24 protein-coding genes and 1 tRNA gene are annotated in these 23,838 nt (G+C 62.3%); 13 read left to right on the forward strand and 12 right to left on the reverse strand.

Annotation, left to right across the window (positions count from 1 at the left end; genetic code table 11):
• Window positions 1-26: 26 nt before the first annotated feature.
• On the reverse strand, window positions 27-2,075 hold the full coding sequence (locus ASC75_RS11940) for a M3 family metallopeptidase (protein ID WP_055975003.1): 2,049 nt from the start codon (window positions 2,073-2,075) through the stop codon (window positions 27-29).
• A 129-nt stretch (window positions 2,076-2,204) separates the two neighbouring features.
• Between ASC75_RS11940 and ASC75_RS11945 the strand changes: the two genes are divergently transcribed.
• Both ASC75_RS11945 and ASC75_RS11950 read left to right on the forward strand, forming a co-directional pair.
• Window positions 2,205-2,681: a MarR family transcriptional regulator gene (locus ASC75_RS11945; RefSeq protein ID WP_055975007.1), complete on the forward strand. Its 477-nt coding sequence runs from the start codon at window positions 2,205-2,207 to the stop codon at window positions 2,679-2,681.
• Window positions 2,678-3,931: a multidrug effflux MFS transporter gene (locus ASC75_RS11950; RefSeq protein ID WP_055975010.1), complete on the forward strand. Its 1,254-nt coding sequence runs from the start codon at window positions 2,678-2,680 to the stop codon at window positions 3,929-3,931. Before ASC75_RS11945 ends, ASC75_RS11950 begins: the two co-directional genes overlap by 4 nt.
• A 2-nt stretch (window positions 3,932-3,933) precedes the next feature.
• Here the strand turns inward: ASC75_RS11950 and ASC75_RS11955 are convergent, their stop codons facing one another.
• Genes ASC75_RS11955 through ASC75_RS11970 form a run of 4 tightly spaced genes read right to left on the reverse strand, consistent with a single transcriptional unit; the run spans window position 3,934 to window position 6,282 of the window.
• Complete coding sequence (locus tag ASC75_RS11955) at window positions 3,934-4,338, reverse strand: nuclear transport factor 2 family protein (protein WP_055975012.1); 405 nt, start codon at window positions 4,336-4,338, stop codon at window positions 3,934-3,936.
• Between the two features lie 27 nt (window positions 4,339-4,365).
• Entirely contained in the window at window positions 4,366-5,118 is a 753-nt protein-coding gene (locus tag ASC75_RS11960) for a DUF429 domain-containing protein (RefSeq protein ID WP_055975016.1), read from the reverse strand.
• Window positions 5,115-6,020, reverse strand: coding sequence for a pyridoxal kinase PdxY (gene pdxY / locus ASC75_RS11965; protein ID WP_055975019.1), 906 nt, complete (start codon window positions 6,018-6,020; stop codon window positions 5,115-5,117). Before pdxY ends, ASC75_RS11960 begins: the two co-directional genes overlap by 4 nt.
• 4 nt (window positions 6,021-6,024) lie before the next feature.
• Entirely contained in the window at window positions 6,025-6,282 is a 258-nt protein-coding gene (locus ASC75_RS11970) for a hypothetical protein (protein WP_055975022.1), read from the reverse strand.
• A gap of 103 nt (window positions 6,283-6,385) precedes the next feature.
• Here ASC75_RS11970 and ASC75_RS11975 point away from each other — a divergent pair, with 103 nt between their 5' ends.
• From ASC75_RS11975 to ppa, 5 genes are all read left to right on the forward strand, one after another.
• Window positions 6,386-7,021, forward strand: a complete 636-nt coding sequence (locus ASC75_RS11975) for a LemA family protein (RefSeq protein ID WP_055975025.1) — start codon at window positions 6,386-6,388, stop codon at window positions 7,019-7,021.
• 180 nt (window positions 7,022-7,201) lie between these two features.
• Window positions 7,202-8,047: a YgcG family protein gene (locus ASC75_RS11980; RefSeq protein ID WP_210309437.1), complete on the forward strand. Its 846-nt coding sequence runs from the start codon at window positions 7,202-7,204 to the stop codon at window positions 8,045-8,047.
• Between the two features lie 6 nt (window positions 8,048-8,053).
• Window positions 8,054-8,692 (forward strand): TPM domain-containing protein, encoded by a 639-nt coding sequence (locus ASC75_RS11985; RefSeq protein WP_055975028.1) that lies wholly within the window; start codon window positions 8,054-8,056, stop codon window positions 8,690-8,692.
• Window positions 8,693-8,823: 131 nt separating this feature from the next.
• Complete coding sequence (locus tag ASC75_RS11990; protein WP_055975030.1) at window positions 8,824-9,330, forward strand: GNAT family N-acetyltransferase; 507 nt, start codon at window positions 8,824-8,826, stop codon at window positions 9,328-9,330.
• 104 nt (window positions 9,331-9,434) lie between these two features.
• Entirely contained in the window at window positions 9,435-9,971 is a 537-nt protein-coding gene (gene ppa, locus ASC75_RS11995; protein ID WP_055975033.1) for an inorganic diphosphatase, read from the forward strand.
• Window positions 9,972-10,034: 63 nt separating this feature from the next.
• Here ppa and ASC75_RS12000 read toward each other — a convergent pair whose 3' ends face one another.
• The 3 genes from ASC75_RS12000 to ASC75_RS12010 all read right to left on the reverse strand — a co-directional run bounded on the left by ASC75_RS12000 (window position 10,035) and on the right by ASC75_RS12010 (window position 11,344).
• Complete coding sequence (locus tag ASC75_RS12000; RefSeq protein WP_055975036.1) at window positions 10,035-10,640, reverse strand: hypothetical protein; 606 nt, start codon at window positions 10,638-10,640, stop codon at window positions 10,035-10,037.
• Window positions 10,641-10,721: 81 nt separating this feature from the next.
• The gene (locus ASC75_RS12005; protein WP_055975040.1) at window positions 10,722-11,042 is read right to left on the reverse strand and encodes a DUF167 family protein; all 321 of its coding nucleotides are present in this window, start codon (window positions 11,040-11,042) and stop codon (window positions 10,722-10,724) included.
• Between the two features lie 11 nt (window positions 11,043-11,053).
• Complete coding sequence (locus tag ASC75_RS12010) at window positions 11,054-11,344, reverse strand: YggT family protein (protein WP_055975475.1); 291 nt, start codon at window positions 11,342-11,344, stop codon at window positions 11,054-11,056.
• 320 nt (window positions 11,345-11,664) lie between these two features.
• Here ASC75_RS12010 and ASC75_RS12015 point away from each other — a divergent pair.
• From ASC75_RS12015 to ASC75_RS12040, 6 genes are all read left to right on the forward strand, one after another.
• Window positions 11,665-11,740, forward strand: a tRNA-Ala gene (locus tag ASC75_RS12015).
• A 146-nt stretch (window positions 11,741-11,886) separates the two neighbouring features.
• The gene (hsdR, locus tag ASC75_RS12020; RefSeq protein WP_055975044.1) at window positions 11,887-15,270 is read left to right on the forward strand and encodes a type I restriction-modification system endonuclease; all 3,384 of its coding nucleotides are present in this window, start codon (window positions 11,887-11,889) and stop codon (window positions 15,268-15,270) included.
• Window positions 15,270-16,736 (forward strand): N-6 DNA methylase, encoded by a 1,467-nt coding sequence (locus ASC75_RS12025; RefSeq protein WP_055975047.1) that lies wholly within the window; start codon window positions 15,270-15,272, stop codon window positions 16,734-16,736. Before hsdR ends, ASC75_RS12025 begins: the two co-directional genes overlap by 1 nt.
• Window positions 16,733-18,175 (forward strand): restriction endonuclease subunit S, encoded by a 1,443-nt coding sequence (locus ASC75_RS12030; protein WP_055975050.1) that lies wholly within the window; start codon window positions 16,733-16,735, stop codon window positions 18,173-18,175. The genes ASC75_RS12025 and ASC75_RS12030 overlap by 4 nt, the downstream gene beginning before the upstream one ends.
• A gap of 10 nt (window positions 18,176-18,185) precedes the next feature.
• Window positions 18,186-18,701 (forward strand): hypothetical protein, encoded by a 516-nt coding sequence (locus tag ASC75_RS12035; RefSeq protein ID WP_055975053.1) that lies wholly within the window; start codon window positions 18,186-18,188, stop codon window positions 18,699-18,701.
• Between the two features lie 158 nt (window positions 18,702-18,859).
• A complete protein-coding gene (locus ASC75_RS12040; protein WP_156381212.1) occupies window positions 18,860-19,264 on the forward strand; it encodes a hypothetical protein in 405 nt (134 codons plus the stop codon).
• 362 nt (window positions 19,265-19,626) lie between these two features.
• Here the strand turns inward: ASC75_RS12040 and ASC75_RS12045 are convergent, their stop codons facing one another.
• The 4 genes from ASC75_RS12045 to ASC75_RS12060 all read right to left on the reverse strand — a co-directional run bounded on the left by ASC75_RS12045 (window position 19,627) and on the right by ASC75_RS12060 (window position 23,757).
• Window positions 19,627-20,337 (reverse strand): hypothetical protein, encoded by a 711-nt coding sequence (locus ASC75_RS12045; RefSeq protein ID WP_055975058.1) that lies wholly within the window; start codon window positions 20,335-20,337, stop codon window positions 19,627-19,629.
• Window positions 20,338-20,435: 98 nt separating this feature from the next.
• Window positions 20,436-21,776 carry a hypothetical protein gene (locus ASC75_RS12050; protein ID WP_055975476.1) on the reverse strand — a complete coding sequence of 447 codons (1,341 nt, stop codon included), beginning with the start codon at window positions 21,774-21,776 and terminating at the stop codon, window positions 20,436-20,438.
• A 237-nt stretch (window positions 21,777-22,013) separates the two neighbouring features.
• Window positions 22,014-22,649, reverse strand: coding sequence for a recombinase family protein (locus ASC75_RS12055; RefSeq protein ID WP_055975480.1), 636 nt, complete (start codon window positions 22,647-22,649; stop codon window positions 22,014-22,016).
• A gap of 370 nt (window positions 22,650-23,019) precedes the next feature.
• Entirely contained in the window at window positions 23,020-23,757 is a 738-nt protein-coding gene (locus ASC75_RS12060) for a hypothetical protein (protein ID WP_156381213.1), read from the reverse strand.
• Window positions 23,758-23,838: the final 81 nt, after the last annotated feature.

The following is a 23,838-nucleotide window of genomic DNA, read 5'->3' on the forward strand; positions in this document are numbered from 1 at the left end:
GCCCGCAGTGCCTACCAAACTAAAAGTCAGTTCAGCCCGCGCTTTTCCATCATCGCCTCGGGCGACGGCATCTTGCCGCGGAAGGCCTTGTAGAGCTCCTCCGGATCGGCTGAACCGCCGGCCGAGTAGATGTGCTTGCGCAGCTTCTCCGCCATTGCCGGATTGAACGCATCGCCCGTTTCCTCGAAGGCGGCGAAAGCGTCGGCATCAAGCACTTCCGACCACATGTAGGAGTAGTAGCCGGCCGAATAGCCTTCGCCTGAGAACACATGCAGGAAATGCGGGGTGCGGTGGCGCATGACGATCGCCTCTGGCATGCCGAGCTTTTCCAGCGTCTCGGCCTCGAAGGCCGCCGGTTCCGCCGGCGCATCGGGACGGGCGTGGTAGGCCATGTCGACGAGCGCCGACGAGGTGAACTCGACGGTGGCGAATCCGGCGCCGAAGGTCTTGGCCGCCAGCATCTTGTCGAGCAGTTCCTTCGGCATCGGCCTGCCTGTCTTGTAGTGCAGCGCGTGCTTCTCCAGCACCGCCGGCACCGTCAGCCAGTGCTCGTAGAGCTGCGACGGCAGCTCCACGAAGTCGCGGCTGACCGAGGTGCCCGAGACCGACGGCCAGGTGACGTCGGTCAACATGCCATGCAGCGCGTGGCCGAACTCGTGGAACAGGGTCTTGGCCTCGTCGAGCGACAGCAACGCCGGCTCGCCCGCCGCCGGCTTGGCGAAGTTCATGATGTTGTAGATGAAGGGCGTTGCCCCCTTGCCCAGCCTGTGCCCCGACTGCAGCGAACTCATCCAGGCGCCGGAACGCTTCGACTGCCGCGCGAAATAGTCGGCCAGGAACAGGCCACGCTTGCTGCCGTCGGCGTTGAACACCTCGAAAACCCTGGCATCCGGATGCCAGGCGGCAATGCCCGGCTTTTCCTTGAAAGTGACGCCGAACAGCCTGGTCGCCACGTCGAAGCAGGCGTCGATGATCTTTTCGAGCTGGAGATAGGGCTTCAGCTCGGCCTCGTCGAAAGCATACTTCTCGGCCCGCAGCTTCTCCTGGTAAAAGCGCCAGTCCCAGGCGGCTAGCTTGTCATTGCTGCCCGCCGCTGCAGCCAGCCTCTGCAATTCCGCCTCGTCGGCGGCCGCCTTCTCGCGCGCCTTGTTCCACACCGGCTCGAGCAGTTCCATCACCGCCTTCGGCGTCTTGGCCATGGTGTCGTCGAGTTTCAGCGACGCATAGCTGTCGTAGCCGAGCAGCTTCGCCTTTTCGGCGCGCAGCCGCAGTGTATCGCGCACGACGCCGGCATTGTCGGTCGCGCCACCCGTTTCGCCACGCCCGGAAAATGCCTTGAAGGCCTTTTCGCGCAGGTCACGCCGCTCGGAGAAGGTGGTAAAAGGCTCATAGATCGAGCGTGACAGGGTGACGGCATACTTGCCCTTCTGGCCGCGCGTCTCCGCCGCCTGGGCCATTGCGCCGCGCACGAACTCGGGCAGCCCGGCGAGATCGGCCTCGTCGAGGAACAGCACCCATTCCTTCTCGTCGGCGAGCACGTTCTGGCCGAACCTGGCGCCCAGCGAAGCCAGTTCCTCCTGGATCGCGGCAAGCCGCTGCTTGCCCTCGGGATCGAGCTTGGCGCCGGAGCGGACAAAGCCCTTCCAGGTCTTTTCCAGTACCCGCAGCGTCTCGGCATCAAGGCCAAGCGCGGCACGGCGCCCATAAAGATCATCAATGCGGGCGAACAGCTTCTCGTTCATCGAAATGGCCGAGAAGTGCCGGGCCATCTTCGGCGAAATCTCGCGCTCCATGGCCTGGATCGCGTCATTGGTGTGGGCGCCGGCCCGGCACCAGAAGATCGACGACACACGATCGAGCGCGTCGCCAGCGAGCTCCAGCGCTTCCAGCGTATTGGCAATCGTCGCCGGTTCGGCATTGGCCGCGATCGCATCGACTTCGGCGGCATGCGCAGCAAGTGCCGCGTCGAACACCGGTCCGAAATCGCCGTCCGCGATCCTGGTGAAATCCGGCAGGCCCAGCGGCCCGGCCCAATGGGTCAACGGATGGCGCGCGAGATCGATCGTGACGGACATGGAAAGCTTCCTTGATTGGCGTTCGGTGCGGACAGCTTCGATGTAGGGCCGGACCGGAAGCTGCGCAACCGCATTGACTCGTCGCCTACGGTAAACTAAGTATTCCATATAATAAGGATTACTTAGCAAATGCCGAACAGCAGCGAAACCGACACGTTCGGCTTCATCGTCAACGACCTGTCGCGCATCATCCGCGCCGAGATGGACCGCCGCACTGGCGAGGCCGGCCTCGGCCTGACCACTGGCGAAGGCCGCGTGCTGTTCAATGTCCGCCGCGCCGGCCCGCTCCGCCAGACCGCGCTTGCCGAGCGCCTCGGCATCGAGGCGATGACGCTGAGCGGACTACTCGACCGGCTCGAAGGCAAGGGATATGTCGAGCGCCAGCCAGACCCGGCCGACCGGCGGGCCAAGCTCGTCAAGCTCACCGACGCGGGTTCGGCGGTGGTCGCGCAGATCGAACCCATCGCCGCCGGCATCCGCAGCGATGCCGCGCAAGGGATCGATCCCGACGACTGGCAGCGCCTTCTCGCCGCCCTCAGGTCCGCCCGCGCCAACCTGCTCGCCTCCCGGACCGAAGCCCAGTCGACCGAAAGCACGGCGGCATGAACATGCGTCCTGACATTTCAGCCGCCGAACCGCTGGCAACCGTCTCCGCGCCGATCATGAGCGAACGCCGGGTGTCCCTGATCGGCGGCCTGATGGTTGCCATCGGCCCGATCTCGCTCGCGCTCTTCACCCCGGCCATGCCCGAGATCGTCCAGGCCTTCGGCACCACCGAGGCGGCCGTCAAGATGACGCTGTCGCTCTATTTCGGCGGCTTCGCCTTCGCCCAGCTCGTCTGCGGCCCGCTTTCCGACGGCTTCGGCCGCCGTCCCATCACCCTTGTCTTCATGGCAATCTATCTCGCCGCATCGGTGCTGGCGCTGGTCGCGCCCAACATCGAAACCCTGATCGCCGCCCGTTTTCTCCAAGGGGTCGGCTCCGCTGTCGGCGTGTCGGTGTCGCGCGCGGTCGTCCGCGACGTCTTCACCAGCGAGCGCTCGGCCCGCATCATGAACATGATCGGCATCCTGTTGGCGCTCGGCCCGGCCATCGCCCCGACGCTCGGCGGCCTGACCATGGAGTTCTTCGGCTGGCACGCCATTTTCGTCGTCATGGTGTTGCTCGGCATCGTCGTCATGCTGGTCACCATCTTCGCCCTGCGCGAAACGGTGACCCGCGATCTCAGCCGCATCCGCCCGGCCGCGCTTGCCAGGTCCTATGGCTCGGTGCTGCGCAGCCCGTATTTCGTCCTGTGCAGCCTTGTCATCGCCGGAACCTCGGGCGCCATCTACACCCAGGCGACGGTGCTTGCCTTCATCCTGATGGACCGCGTCGGCCTGACCGCCACCCAGTTCGGCGTCGGAATGCTGATGCAGACCGCTAACTTCATGGCCGGCGCGCTGATCATGCGCAAGCTGATGCCGCGCTACGGCGCGGCGCGCATGGTGCCGGTCGGCCTGTTCTTCGTCGCCGTCGGCTCGATCGCCATGGCCATCGTGCTCAGGGCCTACGAGCCCACCTTCCTGCGCGTCATGGTCCCGGTCGGCATCTACGCCTTCGGCATCGCCATGGTCATGCCGGCCATGATGACGGCCGCCCTTGCTCCATTCCCCGGCAATGCTGGCGCCGCCTCGGCGATGATGGGCTTCTTCCAGATGGGTGCCGGCATGGTCGGCGGCGCGGCGTCCGCCTGGATGGGCGACCCCATCAACGCGCTGGCCACGGTCATTCCGCTGATGGGCCTCACTGCCATCTTGTCATGGCTGACCTGGCGCCGGCTGCCCCAGCCGACGCTGATGACGCGCCTGAAATAGGCTCAGAAGCCGTCGCAGTTCTCGCCGATGGTCATCTGCGTGTTGGCGACGATGACGCCGTCCTTGGTGGTGAAGGTCTCACGCATGGTCATGTCGTTGTTGAGGAAGTCGTAGCAGGTCCGCACGGCAACCGTGTCGCCCATTTCGGCCTCGATCTTGTGTCGGATGGTGGCGCCCTTCACGGCCACCTGCCACTCGCCCATCGAGGCGAGAAACTCCTGCTTCGTCTGGGTCACGCCGATGTCGTCGAGCCGGATCGTGGCATTGTCGGCCAGCATTGCTGAAAGCGCCACTCCGTCGGCCTTGAGCAGCGCCGCGTACCAGCGGTCGACGATGCTCTCCTGCGCCACCGCACTGACGGTCGCCAGCAAGGCCAGGGCCGCCGCCATCGCACGAATGGGTCTCATCGCACGTCTCCGTGTCGGATGACGGCATTAAACCCAGATCGCGACCGGAATGCCATGGCTATCCCGCCCGGGCGGCGACGGAAAGCTCATCGTTTCTCCGTGCCCGTGGCGCTGCGCAACCAGCATCATCGCGCAGGCATCGAGGAAATCGTCCGATGCAGCCCCGCGCGGCGGCGCTTGATCGAGGAAGCCGCGGTCATGACCGCAGCGTGCCAGCAGCGCCTTGCGCTCTTCCATGCCGGCGGCATTCACGCTGCCCTTGATCTTCTTCGGCAGGCTCATCGCCTGCCCGCCGTTCAGCCGCCAGAACGCCACCTCGGGATGCGATTCGATCACCCGCCCGCGCAGTTCCGGCCGGGCCAGCATCAGCGCATCGATCTCGCGGATCTTGGAAAAAATGCCGAACGCCTGGATCGACACGCCGCGCGGCGGTTCCGACGTTTGCATCGCCACCTCGCTCGACTTGCGATGGGCCGCATACCAGCTCTCAAGGTCGGTGAAGGCTGCCGGCTCGGCATGGACAGCCGCCCGTGACGGGATCGAAAACACGCTCGACTGCCTTTGGCCGAGCAATGGCCGCACCAGCGCCTCAGGCCCGCGTCCGCCCCTGGTCGTGAAATCGGGAAGCCCGATCGGCATGTCGACGGCAACGACCGCGTCATCGGGCAATGCCGCCAGCAGTCCCGTGAAGCTGCCAAAAACCTCGGCCTTCGTCGCAGCGTCGTTGCGGATCACCGCGATCCAGCCGGCCTTGCAGCCGTCGACGCCGACAATTGTCACGCCCCAGAATCCTGATCGGGTTTTCGGCGCCTGGAGGGATGGATCAGCGTGCGCAGTTCGACCTGTGCCATCGGATGCGACAGGCTCTGCGCATCGGTTTCGAGCTGCAACTCGTCGCCGCCACGTTTCGACGTGCGCGCCAGGATCTCGTAGACCGACGCCGTGGTCGACTGCAGCGCCTTGGCTGCCGGCTGTCCGGCCAGGAGCCGCGCCAGGAACACCGCGGCACTCAGGTCGCCAAGCCCGTTGGGCGGGCGCTCGACGGTCCGGTGTTCGGCCAGCAGTGCCTGTGTTTCGGTGACCAGCAGGTTGCCGGTGCCGCCGGCCATCATTGCCGGGGCCGATGTCACCAGCATCGTCGGCGGCGGTGCTGCGAGCGCTGCCGCCATGGTCGTGCGCATGTCGTCGAGCGTGGTGCCGGTCAGCCATTCCAGTTCGTAGCGGTTGGGCGTGGCGATGTCCGCCAGCGGCAGCAGCCGGTCTCGAATGCCCGACGCCAGCGCTTCCGCAACATAGAGCCCGCCCTTGTCGCCAATGACCGGATCGCAGATGTAGAGCGCCTGCGGGTTCCTCGCCTTCACCGTCTCGACCAGAGACGCGACCGCCTCCACCTGGCCGGCTTCGCCGAGATAGCCGGACAGAACGGCGGTTACCTCGCCCAGCCACGGCGCCCTTTCGAGATCGGCCATGAAGGCGGCAAACTGGTCGGTCGGCGGCACGATGCGCGTCGCCCGGCCATGCCCCGGATGCCAGGGCAACATGACGGTCGGCACCGCCCAGACCGGGTGCCCAAGCGTTTCCAGCGCGAAGACCGCCGCACGGTTGCCCACCGAGCCCCGCGCGACATGGCTCGACACCACGATCACCGCGCGTGGCGCGGCTGTCTCGCCTTGAACTATCATGAAGTCATCCGCCTCGAACGAGATAGTTGATCAGCCACAGGACCAGGCCGACCGTCAGCACGAAGCCCAGGATACGGCCGATGCGCGTCCCGAGGTGCTCGATCGGATCGGCCTTGTCGACATCGGCGGCCGCGAGATGGTTACGCATCTCGTCGGCCTTGCGCGCCACGAAGGAGGCGCCGCCCGGGTCGCTTTCGCGCGCGATGCGGTCGAGGATACGGCGCGATTCCTTTTCACCGTCGCTGTCTCTCGGCGAAGCCATCGTCAAAACTCTCCCGGCATCATCGCCATGGCGCGAACGGTTTTCTCCGCGCATGTTTGTGATAATGCTGTGCCATCAGTCGCTTTGTCGAGGGGACATTCCAATGCAGATGCAAGCTTCGCCGGCACTTCCCGCTTTCCGTTTCCGTCCGGCGGCGATCCTCCTGTTGCTTGTGATGCCGCTCCTGTCGGCTTGCGGCTACAACACCATCCCGACGCAGGAAGAACAGGCCAAGGCCGCCTGGAGCGAGGTGCTGAACCAGTACCAGCGCCGCGCCGACCTGATCCCCAACCTCGTCGAAACCGTGAAGGGTTACGCCTCGCACGAGAAGGACGTGCTCGAAGGCGTTGTCGAGGCCCGCGCCAAGGCCACCCAGGTCACCGTGACGCCCGAGACGCTGACCGACCCCAATGCCTTCAAGGCCTTCCAGGAAAACCAGGCCGGACTGACCAGCGCGCTGTCGCGCCTGCTCGCCGTCGTCGAGAACTACCCCGACCTCAAGGCCAACCAGAACTTCCTCGCCTTGCAGGCGCAGCTCGAAGGTACCGAAAATCGCATCGCGGTCGCCCGCCGCGACTACATCGAGACCGTTCGCGTCTACAACACCTCGCTCAAGACCTTCCCCGCCATGCTCTGGAACACCTTCTGGTTCCGCAACGAGCCGTTCCAGAACTTCACCGTCGCCGAAGACAAGCTCGAGGCGCCGAAGGTGAATTTCGGCACCAAGCAGGGTGGGTGACGCGCGGCCGTCGGGAACCCAGCAGTGCATTTCTCGCCAACGGAAGAGCCATGCCCCTCGCCCTTACCCTCTCCCCGTAAACGGGGAGAGGGAGGCGCCGACGTGGCCGCTTGTCCCTTCTCCCCGTCCTTCACGGGGAGAAGGTGCCGGCAGGCGGATGAGGGGCAGCGTATCCTTCGCATGAGGACACTGTTCCGGCTGCTTGTAGCGCTTGCTGGCGCCTGGCTGCTGTTCGCAGCCCCTGCCCTCGCCGCCGAGCTTCCCGCCCTCACCGGCCGTGTGGTTGACGACGCCAACATCATCGATCCCGCGACAAAGGCCGAACTCGTCCAGAAGCTCGAAGCCTTCCAGCAGAAGTCCTCCGACCAGATCGTCGTCGCCACGATTCCCAGCCTCGACGGCGAAGAAATCGAGCCCTACGCCAACCGGCTGTTTCGCGCCTGGAAGCTCGGCCAGGCCGGCGAAGACAACGGTGTGCTGCTGCTCGTCGCGCCCAACGACCGGCGCATGCGCATCGAGGTCGGCTATGGGCTGGAGGGCGTGCTGACCGATCTGCACACCAAGCTGATCATCGAAAACACCATGGTGCCGGCCTTCCGCGCCGGCGATTTCTCCGGCGGCATCTCCAAGGCGGTCGACGACATCGTCATGGTGGTCGAGGGCGAAGGTGCCGAACTCGAGGCCCGTGCCAAGCGCAACGAGCAGACCGGCATCTCCGGCATGAGCGAAGACGACATCATCTTCTTCGTTTTCATCGCGCTGTGGGCGACCCTGTTCTTCGGCGGCATGGCCATGGCCATCCTGCCGCGCATCTATGGCCGCAAGCTCGGTCCGGGCCGCTACGAATGGCTGGGCATGACCTTCAACTACAACCAGCGCTCCGGCTCCTCGTCGCGCGGCGGCTGGACCTCGGGCGGAGGCGGCTGGTCTTCCGGCGGCGGTGGCGGCGGCTGGTCGTCGGGCGGAGGCGGCTTTTCCGGTGGCGGTGGCTCCTCCGGCGGCGGTGGCTCTTCGGGAAGCTGGTAGGACGACATGACAGAAGCGACCCTCAATTCCGGCGACCACGAACGCATCGCAGCGGCGATCCGCGCGGCCGAGGCCGCAACGGCCGGCGAGATCTACTGCGTCGTCGCCCGCCGCAGCGACGGCTATTTCTTCGCCGCCGCCTTCGCCGTCACGTTGGGCATCCTGCTCGTCAGCCTCGCCGCTGCCTTCGCCCTCGAATACTGGTGGATCGCGGTCAGGCTGCCGCATTTCGTCGTCGTCCAGTTGCTGGCGGTCGCCGCCGCCTGCGCACTTTTGTGGTGGCTGCCTGGCCTGCGCCTCTGGCTGGTGCCGCGCCGGCTGCTCTGGCGCGCGGCACATGCCAATGCGCTCAGGCAGTTCCTCGCCCGCAACGTCCATCTGACCAGCGAACGCACTGGTGTCCTGATCTTCGTTTCGCTGGCCGAACGTTATGCCGAGGTCGTCGCCGACGCCGGCATCAACGCCAAGGTGCCGCAGGACACCTGGGACGGAATCGTCCGCGACCTCACCGCGCAAGCCCGCGACAACCGCCTCGCGGACGGCTTCGTAGCCGCCATCGCCACCGTCGGCGGCCTGTTGTCCCGGCATTTCCCGGTGTCGGCAAACGACGTCAACGAGCTCGACGACCATCTCGTCGAAATTTGACACGGCCGGCATCAGCTGAGTCCATTCGGACACACCTGCGCGCCGATCTCGTTCCCAATCCTGTGAAAGGCCCGTCGGCCCATCGGCGGACTCTTTGCAACGGCCGAAACGCGGTTTATGGTTAAGAAACTATGAACACGCTGACAATCGACATCAGGAAAGCCGAGCCCCGCGACGCGGATGCCATCGCCGAAGTGCATCATGAGGCCTGGCGCGGCGCCTATTCCGGCATCATCCCGCATCGCGCCCTGACCGCCATGATCAACCGCCGCGGCGGCGAATGGTGGGCCAACGCGATCCGTCGCGCCGCCACCGTGCTGGTCATCGAGATCGGCGGCAAGATTGCCGGCTACGCCACCCTCGGCCGCAACCGCGCCCGCGAGCTCAAGCAGCAGGGCGAGATCTACGAACTCTACTTGCGCCCCGAATGCCAGGGCATCGGCCTCGGCAGCCGGCTGTTTGCCGCCGCCCGCCAGCGCCTCGCCGACCACGGCCTCAAGGGCATGGTGGTCTGGGCACTCGAGGAAAACGAGAACGCCTTGTCCTTCTACGCCGGCGCCGGTGGCCGCGACATCGCCGAGGGCGTCGAAGTCTTCGACCAGAAAGCACTGAAGAAAGTCGCTTTCGTCTGGGAGTGATGGGAAAGGCTCGCCTTTCGTCGCAGCCTCCGGACATCAATATTGCATTGCACACGCGACCCAACGCGTTTATCGGGAGGCACCTTTAATCTGGAGCTTCCCTCATGCGCATCGATGCAATCGCGATCGGCAAGAATCCGCCCGAAGACGTCAACGTGATCGTCGAGGTGCCCGTTGGCGGGCAGCCGATCAAGTACGAGATGGACAAGGAAGCCGGCACGCTGGTCGTCGACCGCTTCCTCTACACCCCGATGCACTATCCGGGTAACTACGGCTTCGTGCCGCATACGCTTTCCGGCGACGGCGATCCGATCGACGTGCTGGTCTGCAACACGCGCCAGCTCATCCCCGGCTGCGTCATCAATGTGCGCCCGATCGGTGTGCTGGTCATGGAAGACAATGCCGGCCAGGACGAGAAGGTCATCGCCGTGCCGTCGCCCAAGCTGACGCGCCGCTACGAGGACGTGCATGAATACACCGACCTGCCCGAGATCACCCTCAAACAGATCGAGCATTTCTTTGCGCACTACAAGGATCTCGAACCCGGCAAGTGGGTCAAGATCGAGGGCTGGCACGATGCGGCCTACGCCAAGAAGATGATCGTCGAGGCGATCGAGCGCGCCAAGCAGCAGAAGGCCTGAGGCTTTTCGCTCCGGACCGGAGCCCGTCAATCTTAAGGCGCGGACGGTCCAGCCGTCCGCGCCTTAGTTCGCCGTCCTGTCGACTGAGATGAATTCGGGAATGGGCTCGCCGACGAGCACCCGCTCGTCGGCCCCGCAAGCAAAATCACGGGCCTGTTCGTCGGCGATCTTTCGTGCCAGCTCGTTGGCATTGGGCTTTCCCGTCGCCAGCACAAGCCCGACCGCGCAACCATCCGCCTTGCCCGGCTGGCCGACCTTGGCCACCACCAGCACCTCGATCTGCTTCGCATCGCTGGCCTCGTCCTGCACATACCAGCGATGGATGGTCGCGAACGGTACGGACAGGCCGTCATGGCTGGAAATACGCCACTCGATCCTGCCGCCGGTCGAATTGAAGGTACCGAAGCTCTGCCACGGCACGCCGTCGAGATTGGCTGGCGGAAAGCCGTAGTACATCGACTCCCTGAGGTCGCCGGTGAACATCAGCACCGGATAACCGCGATATCCCGCACAGGCGAAATTGGCGAAATCGCCGTCGTCGGCGCCGGCCTTCTCGTAGGTCACGCAATCCTGCTCGGTCCTGATCTCGGTGTAGGCGCTCGAGATTTCTTCCGCCGCCGCCACGGGCCAGGGCATCGCCAGAACGCCAGCCAGAACCAGTTTCCGCATCTCGGCCTCCCCGGCAATGGGCGATCTTGCCACGCCACCGGCCGCGAGTATGCCCCCTCGCCGCCGCCCGATCCAGGGATCTCAGGCTTTCCGTCCGGCCAGAAGGGCAAGCCCGGGCGCGAGGTCTCCCGGATGGCCAACGATCCGCACCGTCTTCAGTCGCGATGTGCCGCCGGCAACCACCGAGACCGATTTTTTGGGAATGCCGAGCGACGCGGCCAAAAGCCTTTCCAGCGCGGCATTGGCCTCACCCTTTTCCGGCACGGCGCGAACCCGTGCCGCAAGGTGGCTGCGTCCGTCGGCGGTCGTCTCAAGGCCTTCGACCGCATCTTTTGCGGCGCGCGGCGTCAGCCGCACGAACACCTCGACACCGTCACGGCATTCCCGGAAGAAGCCGGCCACCGGCAGGCCGCTCAGATGACGAGCGGCAGCACCGTCGTCAGGATGAACTGGCGCACGAAGAACAGCAGCAGCAAGAGGATGATCGGTGAAATGTCGATGCCGCCGAGGTCGGGCATGAAGCGGCGGATCGGCTTCAGCGCCGGTTCGGTCAGGCGGAACAGCATATTGCCGATGGTGCCGACGAACTGGTTGCGCGAGTTGACGACGTTGAAGGCATAGAGCCAGGAGAAGATCGCCGAGGCGATGATGATCCACCAGTAGAGGTCGAGGGCCAGAACGATCGTCTGAATGAGGGCGAGCATGCCGTTCTCCAATGTGTTGCCGACATTTAGCCATTGCATGCTTTTGCGGCAAGCCCCGGTCGCCTGGGCCGTGTCGATCGCAACACCGGCCATGGCCGGGACCAGGGGGTGCGCCCCGGTGGATCAGGCTGGAGCAGGGTCGCGAGAGGGAGGCGCTGCCGGCGCATGTTGAACGCCGACCTTCGCATAGCGGCCCGATCGGCCAACGCGCCCAAGGCCTGGCAATTGCCATTGCAATGCGCGTCGGCCATGCCGCCCCTGCGTCACGTGCCGCTTGACAGAAGCCGCCCACCGTCAATAAATGCGGCCATCCGCTGGACGGGGCTGTAGCTCAGCTGGGAGAGCGCGTCGTTCGCAATGACGAGGTCAGGAGTTCGATCCTCCTCAGCTCCACCATCGGACATTTCAAGCTATGTTACCTATTAAAATCAGATAGATAACGGAAGATGGCCTTTTGCTTTGGCCCACGCGTTTGGCCCACGCTTGATTTCCGAACTTGACTGCCCCTTAGAGAAAGTATGCAACATTGCTTTGGGGGAGCAATGAGCGGCACGACGTCCAATTTCAATTTCTTGGCAGTTCACGACACGAGACTGGTGACGCTCGGCGGGCTAGCCGAACGCTATTTCCGCGACGATCCATCCACCGCAATCGTCAAGCTGCGGCAGTTCGCTGAACTGATGGCCAAGCTTATCGCCGCTCGCAATGCTGCCTATCGCAACGAGCGCGAGACATTCGAGGAGACGCTGCGCCGGCTGTCCTATGAGCGCCTCATCCCGAAGGAAGTCGCGGATCTCTTCCACGCACTGCGCAAGACCGGCAATACAGCAGTGCATGAAGCGGAGGGCAACCATGCCAACGCGCTGACCTCCCTGAAGTTTGCGCGTTCCCTGGGCGTGTGGTTCCACCGAACCTATGGCAAGCAGCCCAACTTCAATCCCGGACCTTTCGCCCCTCCGCCGGAACCTGTCGACGCCACCGCACCACTAAGGGATGAGATCGAGGCGCTGCGCCGGAAAGTCGCTGAGAGCGAGGACGCCGTCGTTGCTGCTCGTCGTGAGGCGGAGGAACAGGTTCTCGTCCGTGAAACGCTGGAAGAGCGGCTCAAGCGCGAGGCTGACGATCGCGCAACATGGGAGCAACTCGCACAGGAGAACGAGACTGAGAAGGCAGCGCTCGCGGCTAAGCTTGCCAGCCTGCAAGCCGCAGCCGAAGCAGCGCCGCGTGCTGATGTTCTGGAACTCGTTCAGCGCGGCGAAGAAGCGGCAGCCAAGCTCGACCTGGACGAGGCCGAAACCCGCGCCCTGATCGACCAACAGCTTCGGGATCGCGGCTGGGAAGCCGACACAAAGACGTTGCGCCATAGCGCAGGTGTCCGGCCCGCCAAGGGCCGCAACGTTGCGATCGCCGAATGGCCGACCGCCAACGGTCCCGCCGATTATGCGCTCTTCGTCGGCACCATGTTCGTGGGGGTTGTGGAGGCCAAGCGACGGCGCAAGAACGTCTCGGCGGCCATCGATCAGGCCGAACGCTATTCCGTCGGGATCAAATCCTCATCAGACTTCGTGACCGCTGGAGGGCCGTGGGCAGAGCATCAGGTCCCCTTCGTCTTCTCGGCCAATGGCCGGTCCTATCTCAAGCAGATCGAAACTGAGAGCGGCATCTGGTTCCGCGATACCCGTCGCAGTGCCAATCATCGCCGCGCTCTGGTGGACTGGCCAACACCGAACGGATTGTCAGGTTTGCTGGAGGTCGATCAGGATGCCGCCACCGCTGCACTGAAGGGCCAGCCATTCGAGTTCGGCTTTCCGCTTCGCCCCTATCAGGAAGGGGCCATTCGTGCCGTTGAGACCGCCCTATCTGCCGAACAGCGATCTATGCTCGTTGCAATGGCCACTGGCACCGGCAAGACCAAGCTGGCGATTGCCCTGCTTTATCGTCTGCTGTCGGCCAAACGGTTCCGGCGTATCTGCTTTGTAGTGGATCGCAGCGCCCTCGGGCACCAGACTGAGGGTGAGTTCTCGACCACCAAGGTGGTGTCGGGCAAGACCTTTGCCGAAATCTTCGGGCTTAAGGGGCTTGAGGACGTGACCCCCGAACTGGAAACGAAGGTCCACATTTGCACCATTCAGGGGCTAGTCAAGCGGGTGCTGTTTGCCGCTGACACGTCGGAAGCACCACCCGTCGATCAGTATGACCTGATGGTCATTGACGAGTGCCATCGCGGCTATCTGCTCGACCGGGAAATGTCCGACGCGGAACTCAGCTTCCGAGGACAAGACGATTACATCTCCAAATACCGCCGTGTGCTGGAGTACTTCGACGCCGTGAAGATTGGCCTCACGGCCACGCCAGCGCTGCACACCACCGACATATTTGGCGAGCCGATCTTCAGATATTCGTACCGCGAGGCCGTGATCGACGGCTATTTGATCGACCACGAGCCACCAATCCGCATCGAGACAGCCTTGGCGCGGGCAGGCATTGGGTTCGCCGAGGGCGAGCAGGTCGAATACCTGGCACCCGAGACCGGCGAGATCAACACTGCGGTCCTGCCCGACGAAATCCGCTTCGAAGTCGATCAGTTCAACAAACAGGTCATCACGCCAGAGTTCAATCGAGTAGTGGCAGAGGAACTGGCCAGGCATATCGACCCGGCATTAGCCGGCAAGACGCTGATCTTTGCCGCCACCGACGCCCATGCCGACATCATCGTCGACGCGATCAAGAAAGCATTCGCCGATGCCTATGGCGAGATCGACGATGCGGCGGTGAAGAAGATCACCGGGAGCGTCGACAAGGTGCAGATCCTCATCCGTTCGTTCCGCAATGACGCCAATCCGCAAATCGTCGTCACCGTCGATCTACTCACCACCGGCATCGACGTGCCGAAGATCACCAATCTGGTCTTCTTGCGACGTGTCAACAGCCGCATCCTCTACGAGCAGATGATAGGGCGGGCCACACGCCAATGTCCCGAGATCGGCAAGGAGGTGTTCCGCATCTTCGACGCCGTGGACCTCTATCCACACCTGCAGAACCTGACCGACATGAAGCCTGTCGTGGTCAATCCGGCGATCAGCTTCGAGCAGCTCGTGCGCGAAATGACCGAGGCCACGGACCATCATCACCGCGACACGATCCGCGAACAGCTTGCGGTCAAACTGAGACGCCGTCTGAAGAAGCTGCCCGACGAGGCCCGTCAGCGGTTTGAGGCAGTCGCGGGCGAGACACCGGAGGCGATGCTGCAGCGTCTGCTGGCCGGAGATACTGTAACACTTGCGGCCTGGCTGAAGGGTCGCGCAGCCATTGGCCCTATCCTCGACTGGCAAACGGACGGCGAGAACCCTCGCTTCGTACCGATCTCGCATCATGCCGATGAGGTTGTCGCCGTCTCGCGCGGCTATGGCAAAGCGGATAAACCCGAAGACTTCCTCGACGGTTTCTCCGCCTTCGTGCGCGACAACATCAACACCATTGCCGCGCTGAAGCTGGTCGTACAGCGTCCCCGCGACCTGACCCGTGCCGATCTGAAGGAGCTTCGCCTTGCGCTAGACCGGAAGGGTTATTCCGAGGCCAATCTGCGCCGGGCGTGGGCCGATGCGAAGAACGAAGAGATCGCTGCGTCGATCATCGGTTTCGTCCGTCAGGCCGCCCTTGGTGACCCGTTGACACCATATGAGGACCGTGTGCGCTCCGCTATGCGCAGCATCATGACGAGCCGCCAATGGACCGAGCCGCAGAAACGCTGGTTGAAGCGCATTGGCGATCAGATCGAGAAAGAGGTTGTCGTGGACCGCGCAGCGATTGACAGGGAGCCCTTCAGCGCCGACGGAGGGTTCAACCGGCTCAACAAGGTGTTCGGCGGCGAGCTTGAAAGCATCCTCGCCGGGATCAACGAAGAAATGTGGAAGAAGACCGCCTGATGACCATCACCACCGACATCGTCGCCAAGCTCTGGGGCCTGTGCAACGTCCTGCGTGACGATGGCGTCACCTTCAACGAGTACGTCACCGAACTGACCTTCCTGTTGTTCCTGAAGATGCTTGAGGAGACCGGCAAGGAGGACCGTCTGCCTGATAGCTATCGCTGGGGCGTTCTGGCCAAACGCGAGGGCATGGAGCAGTTGGACTACTACAAGGCCATGCTGCTGGACCTCGGCAAGGCGAAAGACACTCTCGTGAGCGCAATCTTCATAGACGCCCAGACTCGCCTTCGTAAGCCGACCAACCTCAAGGCGCTGACCTCCAACATCGACCAGTTGGACTGGTTTTCGGCCCGCGAGGAAGGGCTGGGTAACCTTTACGAGGGGCTGCTGGAGAAGAACGCCTCTGACAAGAAATCCGGTGCCGGACAATACTTCACGCCGCGCCCGCTGATTGACGCTATCGTGCGCCTCATGAAGCCGCAGCCCGGCGAGACCGTGCAGGATCCTGCGGCCGGTACTGCTGGGTTCCTCGTTGCCGCCGACCGCTACATCAAGGACCACACCGACGATCTGTACAAGCTGCCGGAGGCGCAAGCGTTCTTCCAGCGGCACAATGCTTTCGTCGGGGCGGAGCTTGTGCCCGACACACACCGGCTCTGCATGATGAACCTGCTGTTGCACGGTATCGAGGGCGGTGTGGACAACATCGACACGCTGTCGCCCGATGGCGAAACACTGTCGAAGGCCAACCTAATCCTGACCAATCCACCGTTCGGGACCAAGAAGGGCGGCGGGCGTCCGACACGCTCCGACTTCTCAGTGACGGCGGACACTTCGAATAAACAACTTGCCTTTGTGGAGCACATCGTGCGTGCCCTGAAGCCAGGTGGTCGTGCTGCGGTGGTGGTTCCCGACAATGTGCTGTTTGAGGACAACACAGGACGACGTTTGCGCACGTGGCTGATGGAGCTTTGCAACCTGCACACCATTCTGCGCCTGCCGACCGGCATCTTCTATGCGCAGGGCGTCAAGACCAATGTGTTGTTCTTCCAGCGCGGCAACACCGACAAGGGCAACACCAGCGCAGTCTGGGTCTACGACATGCGTGCCAACATGCCCGCTTTCGGCAAAACCCGTCCGCTCACCGTGGCCGATTTCTCCGCTTTCGAGATAGCTTATGGCACTGATCCGAATGGCGAAGCCGACCGACTGGAGCAGGGTGAGGATGGGCGCTGGCGCAAGTTCACTCGCGATGCCATCGCCGACCGCAACGACAATCTCGACATTGCATGGCTGCGCGACACGGATGCTGAAGCCGAAGAGAGCCTGACCGAACCGGAGGACATTGCCGCTGCCATCATAGGCCACCTCAAGGCTGCATTGGAGGAGATCGAGGCGCTGTCTGAGGAACTGGAGCCGGATAGCGTCGACGAAGTCGTTGCCGTTGCGGAGGCGGCGGAATGAGTGAGTTGCCGGAGGGGTGGGAGATCGCAACAGGGGACGACTTGTTCGCTTCAGTGCGGGGGGTGACTTACAACAAAGCGGACGCTTCCTCGACACCCGCAGTTGGCCTTATCCCGATTTTGCGTGCCAACAACATTGCCGATGGTCAGATCATTGCCGATGATCTTGTGTACGTGCCGGAGAGTTATGTCGCGCCTGAGCAGTATCTTCAGGCCGGCGATCTCTTGCTCGCGACGTCATCCGGGTCAAGAACCGTTGTGGGCAAAGCAGCAGCGGCCAGCGAAGTGCATACTCCATTTGCCTTCGGCGCTTTCTGCACAGTGGCGAGGCCGAGAACTGAGGGCTTTGGACAATGGCTATCGTCATTTGCCCGGACACGGGCATATCGCGACTACGTAGAGCAGGTCGCTCTCGGGATAAGTATCAACAACTTGCGAGGCTCTGATCTTAAAGCGATGCCTATGGCTATTGCTCCGCTCCCCGAACAGCGGCGGATCGTGACGAAGATTGACAGCCTAACCGGTAAATCCAGACGCGCCCGCGATCACCTCAACCATGTGCCCCGCCTCGTTGAGAAATACAAACTGGCGGTGCTGGCGGCGGTGTTCAAGGGCGACCTGACGCGGGAATGGCGTCGCGACCAACAATACTTCCCTCCAGTCTCGGCACGAGAAGCTGGCGAGGTCAGGAGTAAGTTTGCCGACGCTGGCGAGTTTGTACCGCCATACGAACTGCCTGCCAGTTGGCGATGGCAGCGACTGCCTCAACTTGGCGATCTAGATCGAGGCAAGTCTCGTCACCGACCTCGTAACGACAAGCGGCTGTTTGGCGGTTCCTATCCCTTTATCCAAACTGGCGAGATAAGGCAGGCGGATCGTTTCCTCACCTCGCACTCAGAGACGTACAGTGAATTTGGACTGGCGCAGAGCCGGCTGTGGCCGGTCGGCACGGTCTGCATTACGATCGCAGCTAACATCGCCGAGACTGCAATTTTGGGGATCGATGCGTGTTTCCCAGACAGCGTGGTTGGCTTCCTTCCTGATAGCGATAGAATTGATGCAAGCTATGTGGAGTTCTTCATGAGGACTGCCCGCAGTGAGCTACAGGCCTTCGCCCCTGCGACTGCCCAAAAGAACATCAATCTGGACACTCTCGCCACCATTCGGGTGCCCACAGCGCCAAAGGCCGAGCAGACAGAGATCGTTCGCCGCGTGGAGAATGCGTTCACTTGGATCGACCGGCTTGCCTCAGAGGCGACCAGCGCCCGTAGGTTGATCGACCGTCTCGATCAATCCGTCCTCGCCAAAGCCTTCCGGGGCGAACTCGTGCCGCAAGACCCAACCGATGAACCCGCCAGCGTCCTGCTAGAACGCATCAGGGCGGAACGCGAAGCGGCACCGAAGGTGAAGCGGGGAAGGAAAGCCTACGCTGCTGCATAGAGAGGGGCTGATGGCAAAACCAATCGGGGAACACAGCGACCAGCAGTTGCGGAACATCGTCGGCAATCACCGCAAGAACGGCAAGCTGAACGAAACCTACTATCTTGATGCGCTAGAAGAACTGGCGCGACGCAAGGGGCATGGTCTCGATTTCCAGAGGTCGTTCGAGCTGATCCGCAAGGCGGCTGCGGAACACCGGTTCCTGTCCTACAAGGCGCTGACCGACGAGAGCGGCGCGGACTGGTCGAAGGTGCGATATGCCGTCAACGGTCATCTCGGCGATCTGATCGACTATGCCCACGGCAAGGGCTGGCCATTGCTCAGCGCCATCGTCGTCAACCAGAAGCATGTCGCAACTGGCGATATGGAGCCAACGACATTGAAGGGCTTTGTCGAGGCGGCCCGGGCGCTGGGATATGCAATCACCGACGAAACCAAGTTTCTACGGGTTGAGCAGCAGAGGGTCTTCGACTGGGCCAATAGGAAGGGCAATTCGATCGGGAACGAATGGCGCAATGAGAAGTAAGGTTTCAGCCGCGCCGCGTCAGACCTACTGCAAGTGGGTCGTCAATGCTCTCAAAGCGATCGGTCCATCCCGACTAAAGGTCGTGCATGGGTGGACCCGGCGCAAATGAGCCGCCCCTCCAGTGATCTTGCCGGCTCTACCACCTGTTCGAGAAGAATGTGCGCTGGACTCGTTTCGATCTGGCAAAAGAAGGCACGCCCAACCCGAGGAGTTTGGGCGCTAAGCACACGAATTTCATTCCATACGCCATGAGAGTGATCTGCTGGAACACCCAATGGCATCGCGGGACGTCGTGGCAGGGTGCGGCGATCCGTGATCGTCTCTTCGCCGCTCAAGCCGAGATCATCTGCTGTCCCGAGGCACACGAGGATTTCCTGGCCGATGAATGGCACGGCATCTTTAGCCAGCGGGATGCTGGTTGCCCGATTAAGGCGGGACGGCGGAAGGTCACGCTGTGGAGCCGACATCCGTGGGCCGAGATTGACGATCTGGATCGCACGACCTACCTTCCGGGCGTTTCGTTCGTGCCACCACCACGACAAGCCTCGGCCCGGTTGACGTGATCGGCATCTGTATTCCGTGGTTTGCGGCACATGTCTCAAACGGGCGACGTGACCGGCAGCGTTGGGAGGATCATCTCCTCTATCTTCGTGCGCTGAAGCCGCTGTTGGAGCGCAAGGTTGTCATGCCGACCATCATCATCGGTGACTTCAATCAAGCTCTCCCGCGCCGAACAGCCCCTACCAAGGCCCACGACGAGTTGCAGGTTGCGCTCGGAGATTTCGAGGTATGGACCGTGGGTGCAATGCCGACCTTGACGCCTTCCCGGTGTGCCACATCGCAAGCTCGGCGCACTTCACCGCAACCGCCGTGGCAGCGTTCTCCCGGCGGCAGGAAGGGAGAGCGTTGAGTGACCACGACGGGCTCATTGTGGATCTGGTGTTGCGCTGAGTATGCTGAGCAAGTCGTGGTGATCGAGGAGCAGTTCGGTCGCTTCTTGCAATGCCATCCCCAAGTGCCACAGGACACGACCGCGCGACCTTGGGTAGACGTGAAGCTCAGTCGCGCCGGGCCCTTCACCCCATCGCTTGTGCGTTCCGGACGCCAGCTTGTGGACCAACTTGGCAGCCTGGACTTGTTTGAACTCGATCTTCATCTCAGCCTGCGGATCAGCGCGGATGACCAACTCGACGGCCAGCCAAGCCGCGACCACTCGCCGAGGGTCCACCTTGGCCTTCCTAAGCCTTGCCCACGCTGCTCTTGCCCGCTCTTCCGGTGAGAGCCCGCGCAGCCTGAACGCCTCGACATGTGGCCCTGCGGCCCTATACAGCCCCTCCACACGCTCGACGGCATTGCGGACCCACAAGTCACCCTCGTTGACCTCCAGCCACGCCACTGCGGCCTTGCGATGTGGGGCGATCTCCTTTGCCGTGTAGGAGCCCTTGTAGGGGCTGCCGTGTCGGCTGTAGTGGTCTGAGTGCTTTCTGCAGAAGTACGTGTCCAGACCGTCCCCGGTGCCAGCACGGGCGGGCTTGTCGCAGCCGACCACACGGCAGCGGGTGAACATGTGGCTCGGCTCGGCAGCACGGGCCTTGACCTCGTTCTTACGCTCTCGCTTCTTCGTCCAATTCGTCAATCTCGAGTCCCTCTTAGGTGTCCCGTAGGTTTCCCCTTAAAGGGTACTGATCAGTCTGCTGGGGTGCCCTGAACGATCCACATGATCGTTGCCTAGACTCAGTAAAGGGATGGGACATCCCCCTCATGGGCTTCAACCGTAACAATGCCCTGAACATGGGTATGGGCATTGAAGACACGTAGCATGACCTCCTCGGCCATCGACACCTCCGAGGCTGGAACCATCACTGCGTCGTGGATCGGCAGAGCGACGATGCCCTTGGCCCGAAGATCAAGGAGAACATCGACGAGGATGTTGCTCTCGATGAATTGAGCGTCGTGGCCCAGACCCCTGTGGAAATAATCCTTGATGAGCGGGTGCTTCGCTTCGATGGCGTCGACCACTTCACCAATCTTGTCACCTTTGCGGAACAGCCTCCGGGTGTCTTTCGGGAACCGTTCAAGCCGTTCCTCGGCAAAGATCATGGCACTCATCACCTTCTTGATGCCACCCCGCTCGTGCTGGCCATAGCCATACATCGAATAGAGGTCTTCGGCTGCCGGCTGATGCCCCGCCATGCCATACAGGATGCGCGGCCCCATCTGACCGTAGTCCAACTCCACCGCCTTCTCTCCGTTGATCCTAAGCCCCTGCCGTCGCTCGTGCTTCCGCAACCGCTGCCAGAAGCCGCCAAATAGCCTCCCGCCACTGTCGAACCGCGCCTGTGTGAAGACGCGCCGCAATCGCCTGTCGCGGATGTCGAACGCGGTGTGGGGCCAAGGGATGCCGAGAGGGTCGTATTGGAGGTCCGCCGATGCCAGCCATTGGTTGATGTCATCAAGCTCACGGCGATAACGCTCCGTGACTGGGATGTCCTCGTACTCCTCCAGGCCGCCCTCATCCCAATAGTCGCCCCGGTCTTTCACGCGCTTGAGGATGATGGTCTCACCGTGGGGATGCTCGTCGAGGTCGTTGGCACCAATGCCGTGATCATCCATTCCCGCCAAGAGGGTCATGCCCGGTCGGATGATCGTCGACCTCGGAGTCCCTGCTATAGGTGCCGCCTTGTCCTGCAGGACGTAGCCCAACCCCGGCTCCGCCAAGAGGTCGAGAATGTCAGGAAACTTCTTGCTGTAGGCTCGCGGTCGATACCGGCTCTTCGTCCCCAAGATGCGATTGGACCGCCTGACATAGATGCCAGCGGGATACTCGACGACATGATGGTGCATCAGGTCGGACAGGATCGCATCCACGGTCAGGTCAAATGTCACCTGATCCCTGGCGCGTCGCTTGTTCCTCTTCAGGCCGACGCGCTGTTCATGGTCCAGAAGCGACGTGATGGCTTCCGCAACGATGCCCTTGGCGTTGTCCGAAGAAGCGAACCGATAGGCGTTGAAGGGGCGATCTCGTTCTTGATCGACATCATCCGTCGTGACGGTGAGCGGGGTAATCTGGTCCAACAGCAAGCTTCCAATTCTTCAATATGGCCACCCCGCACCCACGGCCACACAGAAGGCCATAGGCGGGCAGGGAGCCGTCAGGCAGGCAAGGGACTCGGCTGCGGCCGGCGACTCTGCTGGACCCCTCTGTGAGCGCCTCTGAGCCCTGGGGAGGCGACGCCTACCTTGACGTCAGCAGCCGACTAGGCGCGATACAGAGAACGATGCCCGATGCCAACAGACTTATGGCCCTCAGGCTCACATATCCCACAGGGCTAGCGCTTTCTCCGCGCCGACGCGGTCATCTCTGATCCTCAGGATGGCTTGTCGGGACAGATTGGTAGTGGCAGCGATTGCCGACGCCCCAGCTCCAGCGTCGATCATCCCGGTCACCACATCGAATGTCTCCCGGTCATAGCTCGGCTTTCGACCTCGATATGTCTTAGGGTCGGCCTTGGCTTCCGCTATCCCGGCTCGCTGGGCTTCCTTCGTCGCTGTTGCCTGCGCTTCTGCCGTCGCCGCCATAAAAGCGATCAGCGCGTCCCTGACGGCTTGCTGGATCGGGTCCTTGGTCGCACCATCGAACACCATGGAATTGATGACGGTCTTGATGATCACGCCATCCCGCATGAAATGGCGGATGCTGTCCGACACGTCACGATAATCGCGGCCCAACCGGTCGACCCAGCGCACAACGAGCGTGTCACCGGGGCGGAGAATGTCGAACAGCCGCTTGCCCTCGGGGCGCTCTGCTAGCTTTGTGGAGACACCGGAGACACCATGGTCCGCCACAACCTTGTCGATCTTGAAACCCGCAGCTTCCGCTTGGGTGCGTTGGTGATCGAGAGTCTGGTCGGCGGTGGATACGCGGGCATAGAAGACGGTCTTGGACACGGGCAGGCTCCTCCTATCCGCAGAGGTTATGTCCGTTGTATATGATGTCCGTAGATTGAAGTCAATCCTAACGGACACCATTTCGGGCACCTACCTGCATGTCCGCTGGACTATACCTTAGCGAACACTATCCGTTGCCGCATCGCTGATCGGGCTGCCCCCCGGCCCGCGCTGTCCATGGGTCCAGTCTCAGCCGCAGCGCTCGACGCCACTGGCGCGGCATCCACAGGGCAAAGCTGACCTTCTAAAGATGGCCGAGGATGGGCTGAGGCGTAACGGAAGGGGGGTACGGGGGTGAATGCGTGGTGCCCATATCTGATCGGGGTCAGAGAAATCTGTCCCAAATTATTCCGGCTAAACTACCTCTCTCTTAAAACGGGATTTCTCCGTCCAGTTCCTTCCCTGTCCGATAAGCAGGATCATTCTTTGGCGCGGGCAAAGCCCGAGGCATTGGGGGCAGTGGTTTTGGCTGCGGCGGGGGGCCAAGCCTCACGGCCTCGGCATCTTCCGCAACCTTGTCGGCACCAATCAGGCTGGTGATCGTGGCAACGGCATTAGGAGCGTCGGCAAGAAACGAGTTCGCTCCAATCAAGGTGGCGCTAACAACCCCCAAAATGGCCAACACTTTGCCGAACCTGACGCGCGGCTGGGACAGCTCGACGGAAAGTTCATTTAGTTTGTCCAGCAACCCTTTGCGTTGCGCCTCGGACAGATCACTGCTGAGAATGACGTCCCGCAACTTCGCAATCTGCTGTTCAATGCGTCCTCGGGTCTTGTTGGCAAGGCGGACTGAGTATGCATCAAGTTTGCCGGCGCCTCGCAATCGAAACCGTGTGGCGGCCCCGGCAGCTTTGAGAAGGAAGGTTTGAAATGCATCCGCTGGCTGCTCCATGTGCCAAGGAAAGTCGAACCCTTCGACCCCACACTCCTCAGCGGCGGCGGCTATCAACGTCATATATTGCATCCTAAGCATTTGATCGAAATGCTCCGGAGTTTCTCTTGTTATGCTTTGGTTTAGGTTACGCCGACAGATTTCCTCAAACGCAACAAACTTCTCCGACAAATCGTCAGGAAGAGATGCGAAATCCTCTGGAGAGACAAGTTCCAACTCAACCTCCTACCCAACGTCTACCTATATTTACTTGCGCGGTAGGCATTCTTCCAGTCCCATCCAAACTTTCCCCCATCG

Origin of the sequence: Aminobacter sp. DSM 101952 (assembly GCF_001424795.1) — a bacterium.
GTDB classification, from domain to species: Bacteria; Pseudomonadota; Alphaproteobacteria; order Rhizobiales; family Rhizobiaceae; genus Aminobacter; species Aminobacter aganoensis.

Bases quoted from the DNA above. Each gene is read 5' to 3' on its own strand.
- ASC75_RS12010 (WP_055975475.1), bottom strand. From the start codon at position 11,344: ATGCTCGCCCTCATTCAGACGATCGTTCTGGCCCTCGACCTCTACTGG.
- ASC75_RS11975 (WP_055975025.1), top strand. From the start codon at position 6,386: ATGCAGATGCAAGCTTCGCCGGCACTTCCCGCTTTCCGTTTCCGTCCG.
- ASC75_RS11980 (WP_210309437.1), top strand. From the start codon at position 7,202: ATGAGGACACTGTTCCGGCTGCTTGTAGCGCTTGCTGGCGCCTGGCTG.
- ASC75_RS12000 (WP_055975036.1), bottom strand. From the start codon at position 10,640: ATGCGGAAACTGGTTCTGGCTGGCGTTCTGGCGATGCCCTGGCCCGTG.
- ASC75_RS11990 (WP_055975030.1), top strand. From the start codon at position 8,824: ATGAACACGCTGACAATCGACATCAGGAAAGCCGAGCCCCGCGACGCG.
- ASC75_RS11955 (WP_055975012.1), bottom strand. From the start codon at position 4,338: ATGAGACCCATTCGTGCGATGGCGGCGGCCCTGGCCTTGCTGGCGACC.
- ASC75_RS11950 (WP_055975010.1), top strand. From the start codon at position 2,678: ATGAACATGCGTCCTGACATTTCAGCCGCCGAACCGCTGGCAACCGTC.
- ASC75_RS12035 (WP_055975053.1), top strand. From the start codon at position 18,186: ATGGCAAAACCAATCGGGGAACACAGCGACCAGCAGTTGCGGAACATC.
- ASC75_RS12030 (WP_055975050.1), top strand. From the start codon at position 16,733: ATGAGTGAGTTGCCGGAGGGGTGGGAGATCGCAACAGGGGACGACTTG.
- ASC75_RS12025 (WP_055975047.1), top strand. From the start codon at position 15,270: ATGACCATCACCACCGACATCGTCGCCAAGCTCTGGGGCCTGTGCAAC.
- ASC75_RS11945 (WP_055975007.1), top strand. From the start codon at position 2,205: ATGCCGAACAGCAGCGAAACCGACACGTTCGGCTTCATCGTCAACGAC.
- ASC75_RS11940 (WP_055975003.1), bottom strand. From the start codon at position 2,075: ATGTCCGTCACGATCGATCTCGCGCGCCATCCGTTGACCCATTGGGCC.
- pdxY (WP_055975019.1), bottom strand. From the start codon at position 6,020: ATGATAGTTCAAGGCGAGACAGCCGCGCCACGCGCGGTGATCGTGGTG.
- ppa (WP_055975033.1), top strand. From the start codon at position 9,435: ATGCGCATCGATGCAATCGCGATCGGCAAGAATCCGCCCGAAGACGTC.
- ASC75_RS11985 (WP_055975028.1), top strand. From the start codon at position 8,054: ATGACAGAAGCGACCCTCAATTCCGGCGACCACGAACGCATCGCAGCG.
- hsdR (WP_055975044.1), top strand. From the start codon at position 11,887: ATGAGCGGCACGACGTCCAATTTCAATTTCTTGGCAGTTCACGACACG.
- ASC75_RS11970 (WP_055975022.1), bottom strand. From the start codon at position 6,282: ATGGCTTCGCCGAGAGACAGCGACGGTGAAAAGGAATCGCGCCGTATC.